A 14,448-nucleotide genomic window follows, 5' to 3' on the forward strand; every position below is an offset into this window, starting at 1 on the left:
AGAGTTAAATATATTAACTTTCCAAATACGGGGTAAATTGTGTGCGTTCAGCTGAGTTAATTTAAACAAACTACTTTTTGCGCGTCGTATACATTTGTGTATTAAGTAAAGTAGTGTAGCGCTTAATAACTCGTGGACGAATAATCTTCATAGACGCAGTCATTAAGCCGTTTTCTTGCGTAAACTCTTCTGGCAAAATAATGAACTTTCGCACAGATTCTGCGCGTGACACGCCTTCATTGGCAAGATCTATAAATTTTTGCACTTCAGCACGAACGACAGCATTATTAGCAGCCTCTTCCATGCTCATAGTAGCGTCAAGACCCTTGAGTTTAAGCCAATTTCGTAAAGTTTCTTCGTCTAAAGTAACAAGTGCAGAAATAAACGGACGCTTATCTCCCAGAACGAGAGCCTGAGACACAAGTTCGCATCTCTTAATCATCTCTTCAATAGGTCCAGGAGCAACATTCTTACCGCCAGCAGTAATAATCAAATCCTTCTTACGTCCGGTAATATAAAGCATGCCATCGTCGTCAATTCGTCCCAAATCGCCTGTTGCGTACCATCCGTCTTTAGTAAATGAAGTTTCTGTTGCTTCATCGTTTTTGTGATACTTATGGAATACGCAAGTGCCTTTAATTTGAACTTCGCCGTCGGATGCGATTCGCAAAGTAAAAGCTGGGAATGCAATGCCAACAGAACCTTCTCGGAATGGAACTCCAATAGGAGTAAACGCGCATGGTGCAGTAGTTTCTGTAAGACCATAACCTTCGTAGACAGGAACTCCTGCTCCGCGGAAGAATGAAAGCAATTCAGGATCTAGAGGAGCTCCACCTGCAACAATCCAGCGTGCGCGACCGCCAAGAGCTTGGCGAAGTGGACGATAAACAAGCGGATCGTAAGCAGTGCGGCGAGCTTTAGTAAGAGCTTTAGCGTCACCAAATTCCTGAACTTCCTTCATATACTGCTGTGCTGTCACAACAGCACCCTGGAAAGCCAAGCCTTTAGCACCGTGACCAGCCTTCTGCGAAGCTGCGTTATAAACCTTCTCAAGAACTCGAGGGACAACAATCATAACCGTAGGTTTTGCAACTTGCAAATCGGAAATCAAAGTAGGAATACCTTGAGCAATATAAATGCGCAACGTACTTGCAACAACAATATAGTTAATTGCTCTTGCAAAAGAGTGTGCTTGAGGAAGGAACAGAAGCACAGAGCCGTCTTTTTCGCTAAGCAAATTTGGCAAGTAAACAGGCAAATTCAACGCTGTAGTGCAATAGTGTTCGTGAGTCATTTCCACACCTTTAGGTGCAGCTGTGGAGCCAGAAGTGTAAACAATAGAGCACAAGTCTGTTTTCTTTACAGAATCAATGCGAGCATCTAGTTCCTCATCGCTAACAGCGTATCCGAAAGCTTGAAGTTCTGCTAAACCGCCTGTTTCAATGCAAATAATGCGTTCCAAACTTGGGCATTCTTCAATAGCTCCATCAGCTTTATCTCGCATGTCAGTTGTTTCAACAATAAGGAAACGCGAGTCGGAATTATTCACAATATTGCGAATTTGCTCAGCTGAATCCGTGTCATAAATAGTTGCAAGAACACCGCCGCAAGCCATAACTGCTGCGTCTGTTACATCCCACTCGTATGATGTTTTGCACATAAAAGCAACAGCGTCGCCTTTGCGCAATCCGTAGTGCATCAAACCTTTTGCGGCATCGCGTACTTCTTGAAGGAACTGATTAGCCGTTTTTGTGACCCACTTATCGTTTTCTTTATAAGTGTAAAGAGGATCGTCGCCCATACGTGCTGCACGATCTGCGTATAAGTCATAAATGCTTGTGCCATCGTCAAGAGGTGCTGCGCTTTCGGTTTTTGTGGTCAGCAAGCCTGTTTCCGGATCGATAAACGTCGTTGTTGGCATTTGCGCACCCCACTCTTCTACGTGTGGAAGGCGTTGTTTTTGTGAAAGTAAAGTATTTGTGTTTTCTTGATCCGTATTAAGGTAGTCTGGTCCGCCTGCACGGTCATCACTGACTGGGTGCGCGAAGTTACTGCCAATACGCAATGCTTTACGGGCAAGATTAAACGCTTGCTGTTGGAGTGCATTAAAAACGGACACATTTGCTCCTTCATTATGCCAAACGGCTTGCGGATTAAGCGCACATCATAGTATCATGCTATGCACTTACATACTATTAACTATAATAATCGTTTGTATGCTCAAGTAGCAGTTATATTCGATTTGATTAGTAATAATTTTGTATTTGCTATAAGTCGTAGCCTGTCGTTAGAATAGCAAAGTTGCTTTGGCGAGGGAATATGCCACTAGCTTGTGATTAGTTTGTTGGCAGAGTTCCGTTATCGACTGGGCTGATAGCCTCTTATGGTTTTCGGCGCGTCGGTGCGCCTGAAGCTGGATTAACAAACTAAACTATCCAGACCATAAGGAGACCGATATGGCTACAAAAATTACTCTTGAAGGAGAATTGCGCACTGAGTTTGGTAAGGGTGTTGCTCGTCGTTTGCGCGTAGCTAAGCTGATTCCAGCAAGCCTTTATGCTGGCGGTGCTGAACCAGTGCATGTTACTCTTCCAATGCGCGAGACCACTTTGGCTTTGCGTCACGCTAATGCTTTGTTCACTATTAAGTTTGGCGAGGAATCTCGCATTGCAGTTGTTAAGGATGTTCAGCGTAACCCTGTTAAGCGCATTGTAGAACACATTGACTTCTACGAAGTTAAGGCTGGCGAAAAGATTGACGTTGAAGTTCCAGTCTTCGTTGAAGGCACTCCAAAGGGTGCTGCAGTTGCATTCGTGGATGTCCAGGAGCTCAAGGTTCGCGCAGACGTTGCTAACTTGCCAGAGCGTTTGGTTGTTAACGTTGATGGTTTGACCGACGGTACCAAGGTGTTTGCTAAGGATGTCAAGCTTCCTCAGGGTGTTGAGCTCGATATGGATGGCGAAGAATCCGTGGTGAGCGTCACTGTTCCTGAAGATGCTGCTACAGCCGAAGCTGCTGCTCCAGCTGCTGCTGCTGCTCCTGCTGCCGCTCCAGCTGCAGAAGAAAAGTAAGTTATAAAATAAGTTAATGTATTTGATTACTAATTAACTTATAATTCATAACTTATAAAATAGTTTAAAATTTTAAGCCGCATAAGTCAGTTCTTATGCGGCTTTTTTCATATAAAATCAACAAATTTGCTAAATAATTTTTATTTTAAAGCATATTTTTTAAAATATTTCTTAAGATATTTTGGCGTGTAAGTTTTGCGAAAAACAAGAATCGTATTAATCTATACGTTAATTGCGGTAAAAGGCAAGTAGAAATAATCCACATAGAAAAGAGACATAATGGCTGATTTAGAAGTAGCTCCAGAGTTTTCTGACGCTTATGAGTCTTATGATCATAGCGATACAGCTCTGTTGAACAAATTGGCTGGCAACTTTGAAGTTCTGCCGAATGATAATCCAGTTTCGGATGCAAAACGCAACGAACTTATTGATAAGCCTGCTTTCGGTCAGATTTTCTCCGACAATATGGTTCATATGTCTTGGACTAAAGGTGAAGGATGGTCTGATCGTCGTGTAGAGCCTTATGGTCCATTGAAAATGGATCCAGGTGCATCTGTGTTGCACTATGCTCAGGAGTGCTTTGAAGGTTTGAAGGCTTATAAGCGCGCCGACGGCTCTATTTGGCTTTTCCGCCCAGATATTAATGCTGCTCGTTTCCAAAATTCTGCTAAGCGTTTGTATTTGCCGGAACTCTCTATTGATGATTTTATTGGATCGGTTGCAGCCTTGGTAAAGCGAGACAAGCAATGGGTTCCGAGCCGTCGAGAGTATACGCTTTACATGCGTCCATTCATGTTTGCTTCCGAGCCGTTCCTCGGTGTGCGCGAAGCTCACGAAGTTGAATACTGTGTTATTGCTTCTCCATCCGGCCCATACTTCAAGGGTGGTTTGAAGCCTGTTAGCATTTGGGTTGAAGATCAGTGGTTCCGCACTGGTCCTGGTGGTACTGGTTTTGCTAAGTGTGGTGGAAATTATGCAGCTTCCTTACTTGGTGAATACAAGGGTATTGAGCATGGTTGTGAGCAAGTGTGCTTCGTTGATGCTGCAACTAAGACATATTTGGAAGAGCTTGGTGGCATGAATATGTTCGCACTCCACAAGGATGGCCATTTGGAAACTCCATCTCTTACTGGCAGCATTCTTCCTGGCGTTACGCGTCGTTCTTTGATTCAGCTTGCTGAGGAAGCAGGACATAAGGTTGTTGAAACCATGATTCCTCTTCAAGGGTTGCTTGACGATATTCGTTCTGGCGAGGTTACTGAAGTCTTTGCTTGCGGTACTGCTGCAATCATTACGCCAATTGGTCGTTTTAAGTCCGATGAATTCGATCTTAAGGTTGCCGATGGTGGCGTTGGTGAGTTAACTCAGGCTTTGCGCGATGAGTTACTTGGCATTCAGCTCGGTGATGTCGAAGATAAGCATAACTGGATGTGGAAAGTTTGCGACTAATTTATATAAGTTAGTTAATATTATCTCATCTAATGTTGCTTATGGCGCGTTGTACTCTATATATTTAGATATCGTATAGAGTACAACGCGTTTGTTTGTTATACACGTAGTGTTTTGGCGAATTTATTTGAAGGGAAATGCTTTGGAAGGTGCGTTAGGGGATAACGTCTTTTTTCTTATAGTTGAGTATGTTGCTATGGGATGTTGTGGCATGGTTGGCGGCATGTGGGCTATTCGTAAGAATTATGATGTTTTTGCGATTATTACTACGTCTTGGATAACTGCATTGGGTGGCGGTATTGTTCGTGATGTGTTGCTTGGAGCATTGCCGCCTGTTGGTATTGCTGATCGTGGTTTTGTTATTACAGGTCTGCTTTCTGGTGTTATTGTGGCTGTTGCTCACCCTGAGATTGATAAATGGCGTTGGCTTATGCTTACGCTTGATGCCTTGGCGTTGGGTCTGTTTGCTGTGAATGGCACAGCAAAAGGTTTGGATTTTCACATGTCTGGTATGGCTTCAGTATTTTTAGGAATGGCAACTGCTTTGGGTGGCGGTTTGATTCGCGACATGATTTTGAACCAAGTTCCTGTTATTGTGCGAGATAAGCATTGGTATGCTTTACCTGCTGCTCTTGGATGTGTATTAACTGTTTTTGTTGTAAAAGCAAAGCATGCAGGTTACTTTGGTTTAACTGTTGAAATATTGCTTGATGTTCTTATTGTTGTTCTTGTTGTTGCAATGCGCTTGTTGTCTGTGAAACTAGATTTAACTTTATTTGGAGCAATGAACCGCACGGAACCTATTAAGGTTAGACGTCCTCGTATTCGTCGTATTAATAATCGTCGTCACCGCTAATATTGCATACGATGATAAAAATAATCCCCAGCACCGATTGGTACTGGGGATTTTCCTTACATGCTGTGTTATGCAGTTATCTGCACAAACTTCACAGAGCGTTAATCGCTACAGCAAGACCAGACTTGCGGTTTGCAGCCTGATTCTTATGAATCACGCCACGACCTGCAGCCTTGTCAAGCTTCTTAGCGGCTACTGCGAAAGCGGCCTGCGCTGCAGCCTTATCACCAGCGGTGATGGCTTCACGAGTAGCACGAATAGCGGTCTTCAAAGCAGACTTTACTGCTACGTTACGCTTATGTGCTTTCTCGTTAGTGAGAACACGCTTTTTCTGCGACTTAATGTTTGCCACTGTTACTCCAAACGACGTTTGCTATATAAGGACATACAAATAGTAAGTGTATCATGCTTATTAGATAACGTTATTCGTTTCTATTGTTCGTTTTGGGATTTCCTCCTCAATGTGGCGCGAGTTTTGGGGGATTTCTCTCCTCGCACGTCCCGTCCTTCGTGCGCTCTGGCTGCTAAAAGAGCTTAGTGTGTTCGTCTTTCTTTAAAGAATGTAGCTTCTCAGTCCTCTTTTAGTGCTCGTAGAGAAATCCCCCAAACTCTGCGTGTTTAATCTTTAATAACCGTGTTAATCGCAGAGATTTTTCGATTTTTCTTCTTCGCTTGGCGAATCAGCAGCCTGCGGTTCTGCGCGACGACCTGCCTGAGCGCTTAAAGCGTAGCGCGCGAAGGCAACTCGGAGCGGAAACTCGCTCAGGTTGGAAGTCCAGTGGACTTCCAACGCGAGTTTCGTAGCAAGCGCGTTACCCGCGCGAGCGTCCGCGCTCAGTGCGAAAAATCTCAAATCTCTACCACGTGAATACTTACTTAACTGATAACGACGAATATTAAGTCAAATAAGCTATTAGTTTTTTGCGTAGCGTTATTTTGTATTGTCAAAACTCAATAAGTGCTAAAAATATTGATTTATATTATAAAATAGGGTAGTAGAGTTGGTAAGATTAATTACTTGCGTAGCTTACGCAATTTAATACTATCCGCGTATTTAATAAGGAGATGCTTGCTTTGATTACACCGCATAACCAGCCAGGATTTACGGATCAATCGTTGATACGCAATTTCTGCATTATTGCGCATATAGATCATGGCAAGTCCACTGTAGCAGATCGCATTTTACAACTTTCAGGAATCGTGCCAGAGCGTGAAATGCGAGACCGTTTCTTGGATCGCATGGATATTGAGCAAGAGCGCGGTATTACTATTAAATCGCAGGCTGTTCGCGTTCCTTGGACTTTTGAAGGCAAAGAGTATTCGCTTGGAATGATTGATACTCCTGGACACGTCGATTTTACTTACGAAGTTTCGCGCGCGCTGGCAGCATGCGAAGGTGCGGTGCTGTTGGTAGATGCAACCCAAGGAATTGAAGCGCAAACTCTTTCTAATCTTTATATGGCAATCGACCATAATTTAACGATTATTCCTGTTCTTAACAAAATCGATTTGCCTAGCGCTGAACCAGATAAGCATGCTGAAGAAATAGCTGGTTTAATTGGTTGCAAGCCGGAGGACGTGTTGCGCGTTTCTGGTAAAACCGGCGAAGGTGTTAAAGACTTACTTGATCAAATTGTGCTGGAAGTTCCAGCCCCAAGCGGAAATCCTGATGCTCCTGCTCGCGCTCTTATTTTTGATTCAGTATACGATTCGTATCGCGGAATCGTCACCTATATTCGTATGGTTGATGGCGAACTTAAGTCGCGCGAAAAGTTGCATATGATGGGAATCGGCATGACGCACGATCCTATTGAAATCGGTGTTATTAGCCCAGATATGACTCCAACTAAGGCGCTTGGAGCCGGAGAAGTAGGCTATGTAATTACAGGCGCAAAAGACGTGAGTCAATCTAAAGTCGGCGACACCATTACCAGCGCTATAAATCCTGCATCTGAGCCTTTGGATGGTTATCGCGATCCTAAACCTATGGTTTACGCAGGTCTTTTCCCAATTGATAACGCGCAATTCCCAGATCTTCGAGATGCTCTCGACAAGCTAAAACTTAACGATGCTGCTCTTATTTACGAGCCAGAAACGTCTGTTGCGTTGGGCTTTGGTTTCCGTTGCGGATTCTTAGGTCTTCTTCATATGGAGATTGTTTCCGAGCGTTTAAGCCGCGAGTTTGGCTTGGATCTTATTTCCACTGCTCCTAACGTAACTTATGACGTTACTAGCGAAGATGGTAAAGAGCATCATGTAACGAATCCTAGCGAGTTTCCAGAAGGCAAGATTAAGCGCATTATTGAACCAATGGTTGCTGCCGATATTATTACGCCGAAAGAATTTATTGGTGCTGTAATGGATTTGTGTCAGGAACATCGCGGAGAAATGGGCACAATGGAATATATTAGTGCCGACCGCGTGGAGATGCATTACAGGATTCCTCTTGCAGAAATCGTTTTTGACTTCTTCGATCAGCTTAAAAGTCGCACAAAAGGCTACGCTTCTCTCGACTACCATGAAGACGGCGAGCAGTCTGCGGATCTTGTGAAGGTTGATATTCTTATTCAGGGAGATAAGGTTGACGCTTTTAGCGCAATTGTGCACCGCGATAAGGCTTATTCTTACGGCGTCATGATGACTAAGAAGCTTCGTGGACTTATTCCTCGCCAGCAATTTGAGATCCCAATTCAAGCTGCAATCGGCTCTAGAATTATTGCTCGCGAAACTATTAGCGCACTTCGAAAAGACGTGCTCGCTAAATGCTACGGCGGCGATATTACGCGTAAACGTAAGCTTCTCGAAAAGCAGAAGGCTGGTAAGAAGCGTATGAAGATGCTCGGCCATGTTGAAGTTCCTCAAGAAGCGTTTGTTGCTGCATTAGCTACAGACGAGAGCGCAAACGACAGAGACACTAAAGATAAGATTCGTGCAGCACAAAAGTCCGAGGGATGAGTTTAGAGTTGGATGCTGAATTAAATAAGTCAGCTATGCAAACTAAAAGTATGCCTTTTGAAGTGTACGTGCATGTGCCGTTTTGTTTGCGTCGTTGCGGTTATTGCGATTTTAATACGTATACTGCTCGCGATTTAGGAGAGGGAGCAAGTCGCGAAGGGTACGCGGATGTTGCGATTCGTGAAATGCAACTCGTAAAAAAATGGCAGGAATATCACGGGATTTTCGAGCCTAAAGCGCAATCTGTTTTCTTCGGCGGCGGCACTCCAACAGTTCTTAAAGCGCGCGACTTAGTGCGAATTTTGCAAGAAATACGTAGCTTGTGGGGATTGAAAACTGGAGCGGAAATAACTACTGAAGCAAATCCGGATACTGCAGATGAAAAGTATATTGAGACGCTTGCAGAAGGTGGATTTACTCGAATATCTTTTGGAATGCAATCGGCTGTTCCGCATGTTCTTAAAACTCTTGACCGTACTCATACTCCAGAAAATGTAACTCGCGGTGTAAACGCAGCAAACGCATGTGGCTTGCGTTCAAGCGTTGACTTGATTTATGGAGCTCCGGGGGAGAGTTTAGACGATTGGCGAAAGTCGGTAGAAATGGCTTTAAGTCTAGGCGTTAACCATATTTCTGCATACGCGCTAACGGTAGAGCCGCGTACAAAAATGGGCCGTCAAATCGCTGCTGGCACTATTCAAGCGCCAAATGATGATGATGAAGCCGCAAAATACGAGTTGGCAGACGAACTTTTTAACTCTGCTGGATTACAATGGTACGAGATTTCTAATTGGGCGCGTCCTGGTTTTGAGTCTCGTCATAATCTTGGCTACTGGCGAAATATTGATTGGGCTGGAATTGGTCCTGGAGCACATTCGCACTACAATGCTGCAAATCACATTAGTAAACAAAGCATGGATGATAGTGCTTCTTTAGCTAATACAAGTGAGTTTTATAACCTTCGCTCATGGGATATTTTGCACCCAAAACATTGGGCTCATGCTATTAACGCAGGAAACGTGCCGTGGCAAAACTACGAGTGTATAAATGCTGAAGACGCGCTTATTGAAGAGGTAATGCTTGGGCTTCGCATTAAAGAAGGGCTTGATATTTCGCAATTGTGCGAAAAAATGCGCGAAACTAATAAGGTGTTCGATGATTCACATTTGCAAAAAGTGTTACGCGAAGTGTGTAAGGAAGATTTGGCAGTGTTGCACGAAAATCGCATTATCGCAACACGCAAAGGTAGGCTGCTCAACGATTTATTAATAGAAAGAATTGTTGACGCGTGTGAAGAAGGTATGACCGTGCTAAAATAATGCGTATTGTGTCATAAATGCTTGATATAAGAAAATTCAATGTAGAAAGGAACAATCATGGCAAACCGCAAAGAGCGTCGCGCGAAGGAAAGGCAGAGCCGCAAAGGGATTCCTTCTCAATATGATGAAACAAAAGGTCGCGCTCGCGGAGGCATGATTGACGAATACAATTTACAAGAACGCTCTAGAAGACTTCAAGAGAGGGGAACTGGTCCTTGGAAGCCAACGTCTAACGTGACAGCTGAGGAGGAGAGATTGGCTCGCAATGTTAAGCGATCTCAGGTTGGCGATGATACTTGGAATGTTGTTCGTAAAGTTGTTGGAGTGTTTTCCTGGGCTGTGATTTTGCTTTCAGCGCTTGCTTTCTTGGTGATTATGTGGCTTCCTAATCAGCCTATTGTGCTTGTTGTGGTAGTTTCTGTTTTGTTTGCATTAGGCGTGTTTGGCTTGTTCTTTAGCTTTAGTAATTCTAGGCAGAATCCGCGCCTTGACGAGCACGGCACTGCGATTTAGATGTACTTATAAAATAAGAATGTTTTTAATAATTAAGGCGGGCACTTGCTAATAACAACGTGCTCGCCTTAGTTATTTGTGTGCGCTCCGAACTGCTTTCGCGCTTAGAGCGTAGCGCGCGAAAGCAACTCGGAGCGGAAACTCGCTTAAGTTGGAAGTCCAGTGGACTTCCAACGCGAGTTTCGTAAGCGAGCGCTTATTCCTCACGGCTATTGGTAGCCGTTCGGCTGATTTGGCATGTGAAGCACACCGTGCTTCACAATTGAGCCAAATCACGCTTTGAAAGAGCTTGAAATCCTGTTGATTTCAAGCTCGGCCAAAGCGCGCGAGCGCATACTGCGTTACGGTCTCTAGTTGGCGCTCTTCGGACATTCGCGCATTTACACAATAGGATGCTTAATGTAGTAATCTCGCATTGACTTCTTGGAAATTATTTCCTCGCTGCCTTGATTTGCAGATATGCCGATTCTCGCGCGAATCCACGGATCTTCTTTATGTGTTCTTTCGCTGAGCTGATTTCCTGTAAGATTTCCAAGTTTTGCGCACACTTCCTCTATAATCTTCACCTGCTCATATTCTAAAGTTGCGCATCTTTCTGGAAGAGAAATCAGTAGTTCCTCTTTGCGAATTGTGAATCTTCCTCGATGCCTGTTAAATAATTCCAATGAAACTGGACCGTTCGTCCAAGCTTCAAAATCTTCCGGAAATAGCGACAATCCAGTTGTAGCTAAGCTGTGCGCTTGAGAATAATACACAAGCTTTTGCAGCTTCATAGTTGTCATTGGCCCCATAATTTCCAATATTTTTGCCGCTACGTTAATAATACCCATCGCGCACCTCCTTTTTCTCTGCAACAAATTAATAGCGATTTTATGAATGGAAAAAGTGAGCGTCAATTCGATTAAAGAAATGTGGACAACTTTTATTATGCGTAGTTTTTTGCTTGCGTTAATTTTGTGAATCTATAAGCGCGTAGCCATGTCTTACAAGCACAGATTTAAGTTGCGTAAGATAAGCGAGTGAAGCTCTTGAAAGCTTCGTGCGCTCGTTGGTAATCCAGCCAACAAGCATAGTGTCATCGCATTCAAGCGGAATAGTGACAATTTTTTCATTGTTTAAATCGCCGTTATCTATTCCAGTGCAAACAGTATAACCATTCAACCCAATAATAAAGTTTAAAATGGTAGCGCGGTCAGAAACGTTGATTTTTTTCGGTGGGCGAGTAGGCCAAACAGCCTCTTCTGCGAAGAAGAAACTTCCTTCTTCTCCCTGTTCGTATTGAATAAACGGGTACGGTTTTAAATCTTCCAAGCTCAAGCTTTTTCGCACTGCAAGCGGATTGTTTCTAGAAAGAAAAACATGCAATTTTGCACGGAAAAGCGGGTGGAACTCCAAATGTTTTTCACGAAGCAGCTTGCCGATTACATCCTTGTTGTAGTCAGAAAGATAAAGAATTCCAAGGTCTGCGCGCATATCGCTTACTTGCTTAATAATATTTTTTGTGCGTGTCTCGCGAATTGAAAACTCGTATTCATCAGAATGAATACTGCGAATCATATCGACGAATGCTTCAACAGCAAACATATAGTGTTGTGTTGCAACGCTGCATAATTGTGGGCGAGGCTTAGTACTTTTGTATCGTTCTTCAAGAAGATCTGCCTGCTCAATTACTTGTCGAGCGTACGTCAAAAATTCCGCTCCATCAGCTGTTAATGCAATTCCTTGAGTGGACCTAGTGAAAATTTCAATGTTAAGTTCTTTTTCAAGCTCTTTTACAGAAGAACTCAATGCTGGTTGTGAAATATATAGTGCTCGTGCTGCTTCGTTCATTGAACCGCAGTCAACGATTTTTACAATATATTTCAGTTGTAGCAAAGTCATACGAGCTTCTTTCGTGAGCTAAAAGTTACGATAATCATCAAAAATCACATAAATGAACCGCTAACGAATCTAGCAAAAGGTATAGGCATAACTTAATTTTTAGTTGCCATAACCATAGTTTCACATAACCATAGTCTCATACATGATCTTAGTAATATAAGCTAAATATTTAAGCAATATTATTAAAGATTTACTCCCACTGAAGCTAAATCCTTACGCGCCTGCTCTGCGGTTGTAAAAACAAAGCCATGCATGCCAACTCTATGAGCTCCATCAATATTTGCTGGTTTGTCGTCGAAGAAAACAGTTGTTTGCGGATTCAATCCAAATCTACTTATAGCAAGTTCAAAAATTTCCGGTTCTGGCTTATGCAAATGCTCAACACCGGAAATAATAGTTCCTTGTAAAAGAGTAGAAAGTTCTGGGAATTTACGTAAAGCAAGTGGGAAAGTTTCTTTAGACCAATTCGTTAAGCCCCACACGCCGTATCCAGCTTTACGCAGATCATGCAATAAATCAACCATTCCAGGCATCATGCGCGTCAAAACTTGGTCATAATGAGCACAATACCAACGGAAAGCTTCAGCAAGTTCGCTTCCAAAGCGACGTTCGTATTCAGGCATAAGATCTTTCAAAAGCTCGCCGCCATCCATGCGGTCCTCAAATTCATAGAACCCGGCTAAATCGTTCTTTCCAAAGCTTCCATTAGGGCAAATAGTATCAACTAAATTCGGGAATTGCTTTTGCAAACAGTTTCGGCAATTCCATTCGAGTAGAACTTTGCAATAGTCAAACATAACGTCATGGATTTCAATATTTTGTGCGTTAGTCATTTGTTTCTACTCCTTCTATTTTGTTTCATACGTTATTTTACATTTGCGTATTTTGTTTCATGCGTTAATTTTGCACGCTATTGATATTATTCTGCGCGCTACTTTATATTAATAAGAATCCCAAGAACATGCGGTAATGCATTTATAATGTCGCTTGCCACAATTGGATGTTCCAAAGTTAAAGCATGCTTTGATTTCACTATGTCTTGCACTAGTTGAGTGTAATTGTTTCCTCCGCTACTGCGTGATGCAAATACTGCGCAAACTCCATGAATCACAGCTGCGCTCGCTGCAATAAGTGCGTAATTTTCGTTATTTGCGTTGTCGTTGTTGTTGTCGTTTTCGTTATCTTTTTCGTGCTGAGCCAACAATGCTCCTAGAATTCCTGCTAGCACATCTCCTGAGCCTGCAGTTGCTAGCCAAGATGGAGTGTATTGTGCAATATAAATAGGAGAGTGCAGCGATGATGGTGAAGCAACTGCTGTTGTTGCGCCTTTAACTAACACAGTTGCTCCAGTAAGATCGGCTGCTTTTTGAGCGTAGTGTGTTGGGTTGCTAGATATTTGTTGTGCGCTTACTTCTAAATCGTATCTAGTAAAAAGCGAGCTTAATTCTCCTGCATGAGGTGTGAGAACTACTTTTTCGCAAACTTGTTTTGGTAGTAAGTCTAATGCTCCAGCATCTACGCATATTGGCGGAAGATTGTTATTTAATTGCGTTTCAGCGTTGTCGTTTTCGTTTTTGTTGTCGTTTTCGTTGGAGTATTTTGCAAGTATGCTAGCAATGTATTTTCTTTGAGATAAAGCAGTTTCGTCGTTACAATGGCTTTCGTCTGGTATGCCGCATCCAACTGTTATTGCGTCTATTTTTCCGTTTAATTGTTCAGATGCTACTACCTCAGGCGATGCTTGCAATACTAAGTTTTGTGCGCGAAGAGGACCTGAATAACGAACCATTCCAATATTTGCATGTATTGCAGCGCTTGTACTTAACACTGCTGCTCCGGGATAGTCGTTTGAACCGGTAATTACGCCTAGAACACCTCTTGAATATTTATTATCGCTTGCGTGAGGCGTGCGCAATGGTGTGGAAGCAAGATGAATATCTACTGATATTTCATTAGTTGCAGAGTTTTTATCGTCAGTGCGTGAACTGTCGGGTTTTGCAATGTAATTCATACCATCTGTATTGCCAAACATAGTATTAAGTGTAATTGCTGTTAAGCACATGCAGAGTTGGCTAAACATGTGTATTATTGTCTAAACTTATGTATTGTTACAATTTGTAAACATTTTGAAAATATTTGTAATTTTTTTGTTATTCTGCGTGTCGTGAGTGTTACGGCGTGTCGCTACTAGTTTTGCGTAAAAAATAAACAAAAATGCCTGATTAATAAATTTGTTCAAATGTTATAATCACATTTATTTTTTCGTTGGTATATTAACGTTTTTTAATGCAAGATAAAGCAGAAAGTAGCACGGTCTTTTTTGAAATTTTGCATTATAACAGATGGAAAAGTCGCGAAACGCATTTTTGCAAAAATAATTATATTTTTTCACATTTTTTATTGA

At 42.6% G+C, this 14,448-nt stretch carries 12 protein-coding genes; 6 read left to right on the forward strand and 6 right to left on the reverse strand.

Annotated features, from left to right (window positions below):
* Positions 1–70: 70 nt before the first annotated feature.
* Positions 71–2,119 (reverse strand): AMP-dependent synthetase/ligase, encoded by a 2,049-nt coding sequence (locus HXT29_RS01515; protein ID WP_004106511.1) that lies wholly within the window; start codon positions 2,117–2,119, stop codon positions 71–73.
* A 337-nt stretch (positions 2,120–2,456) separates the two neighbouring features.
* Here HXT29_RS01515 and HXT29_RS01520 point away from each other — a divergent pair, with 337 nt between their 5' ends.
* The 3 genes from HXT29_RS01520 (at position 2,457) to HXT29_RS01530 (ending at position 5,376) form a co-directional block, all read left to right on the forward strand.
* Entirely contained in the window at positions 2,457–3,071 is a 615-nt protein-coding gene (locus HXT29_RS01520) for a 50S ribosomal protein L25/general stress protein Ctc (protein ID WP_422118414.1), read from the forward strand.
* Positions 3,072–3,350: 279 nt separating this feature from the next.
* The gene (locus HXT29_RS01525) at positions 3,351–4,520 is read left to right on the forward strand and encodes a branched-chain amino acid aminotransferase (protein WP_004106516.1); all 1,170 of its coding nucleotides are present in this window, start codon (positions 3,351–3,353) and stop codon (positions 4,518–4,520) included.
* A 142-nt stretch (positions 4,521–4,662) separates the two neighbouring features.
* Complete coding sequence (locus tag HXT29_RS01530; protein ID WP_032842495.1) at positions 4,663–5,376, forward strand: trimeric intracellular cation channel family protein; 714 nt, start codon at positions 4,663–4,665, stop codon at positions 5,374–5,376.
* A 91-nt stretch (positions 5,377–5,467) separates the two neighbouring features.
* On the opposite strand, the gene rpsT is transcribed toward HXT29_RS01530, so the two are convergent.
* Entirely contained in the window at positions 5,468–5,728 is a 261-nt protein-coding gene (gene rpsT, locus HXT29_RS01535; protein ID WP_004106518.1) for a 30S ribosomal protein S20, read from the reverse strand.
* Between the two features lie 722 nt (positions 5,729–6,450).
* Between rpsT and lepA the strand changes: the two genes are divergently transcribed.
* Genes lepA through HXT29_RS01550 form a run of 3 tightly spaced genes read left to right on the forward strand, consistent with a single transcriptional unit; the run spans position 6,451 to position 10,163 of the window.
* Positions 6,451–8,331 carry a translation elongation factor 4 gene (lepA, locus tag HXT29_RS01540; RefSeq protein WP_032842496.1) on the forward strand — a complete coding sequence of 627 codons (1,881 nt, stop codon included), beginning with the start codon at positions 6,451–6,453 and terminating at the stop codon, positions 8,329–8,331.
* On the forward strand, positions 8,328–9,650 hold the full coding sequence (gene hemW / locus HXT29_RS01545; protein ID WP_101886061.1) for a radical SAM family heme chaperone HemW: 1,323 nt from the start codon (positions 8,328–8,330) through the stop codon (positions 9,648–9,650). The genes lepA and hemW overlap by 4 nt, the downstream gene beginning before the upstream one ends.
* A gap of 57 nt (positions 9,651–9,707) precedes the next feature.
* A complete protein-coding gene (locus HXT29_RS01550) occupies positions 9,708–10,163 on the forward strand; it encodes a hypothetical protein (protein ID WP_004106523.1) in 456 nt (151 codons plus the stop codon).
* 380 nt (positions 10,164–10,543) lie between these two features.
* Here the strand turns inward: HXT29_RS01550 and HXT29_RS01555 are convergent, their stop codons facing one another.
* From HXT29_RS01555 to HXT29_RS01570, 4 genes are all read right to left on the reverse strand, one after another.
* A complete protein-coding gene (locus HXT29_RS01555) occupies positions 10,544–10,993 on the reverse strand; it encodes a Panacea domain-containing protein (protein WP_064340324.1) in 450 nt (149 codons plus the stop codon).
* Between the two features lie 118 nt (positions 10,994–11,111).
* Complete coding sequence (locus HXT29_RS01560) at positions 11,112–12,044, reverse strand: LysR family transcriptional regulator (RefSeq protein WP_004106527.1); 933 nt, start codon at positions 12,042–12,044, stop codon at positions 11,112–11,114.
* Between the two features lie 182 nt (positions 12,045–12,226).
* On the reverse strand, positions 12,227–12,877 hold the full coding sequence (locus tag HXT29_RS01565; protein WP_004119121.1) for an HAD family hydrolase: 651 nt from the start codon (positions 12,875–12,877) through the stop codon (positions 12,227–12,229).
* 98 nt (positions 12,878–12,975) lie between these two features.
* Positions 12,976–14,106, reverse strand: coding sequence for an ADP-dependent NAD(P)H-hydrate dehydratase (locus tag HXT29_RS01570; RefSeq protein WP_422118457.1), 1,131 nt, complete (start codon positions 14,104–14,106; stop codon positions 12,976–12,978).
* Positions 14,107–14,448: the final 342 nt, after the last annotated feature.

Source organism: Gardnerella sp. DNF00550, from assembly GCF_049262685.1.
Lineage (GTDB): Bacteria > Actinomycetota > Actinomycetes > Actinomycetales > Bifidobacteriaceae > Bifidobacterium > Bifidobacterium leopoldii.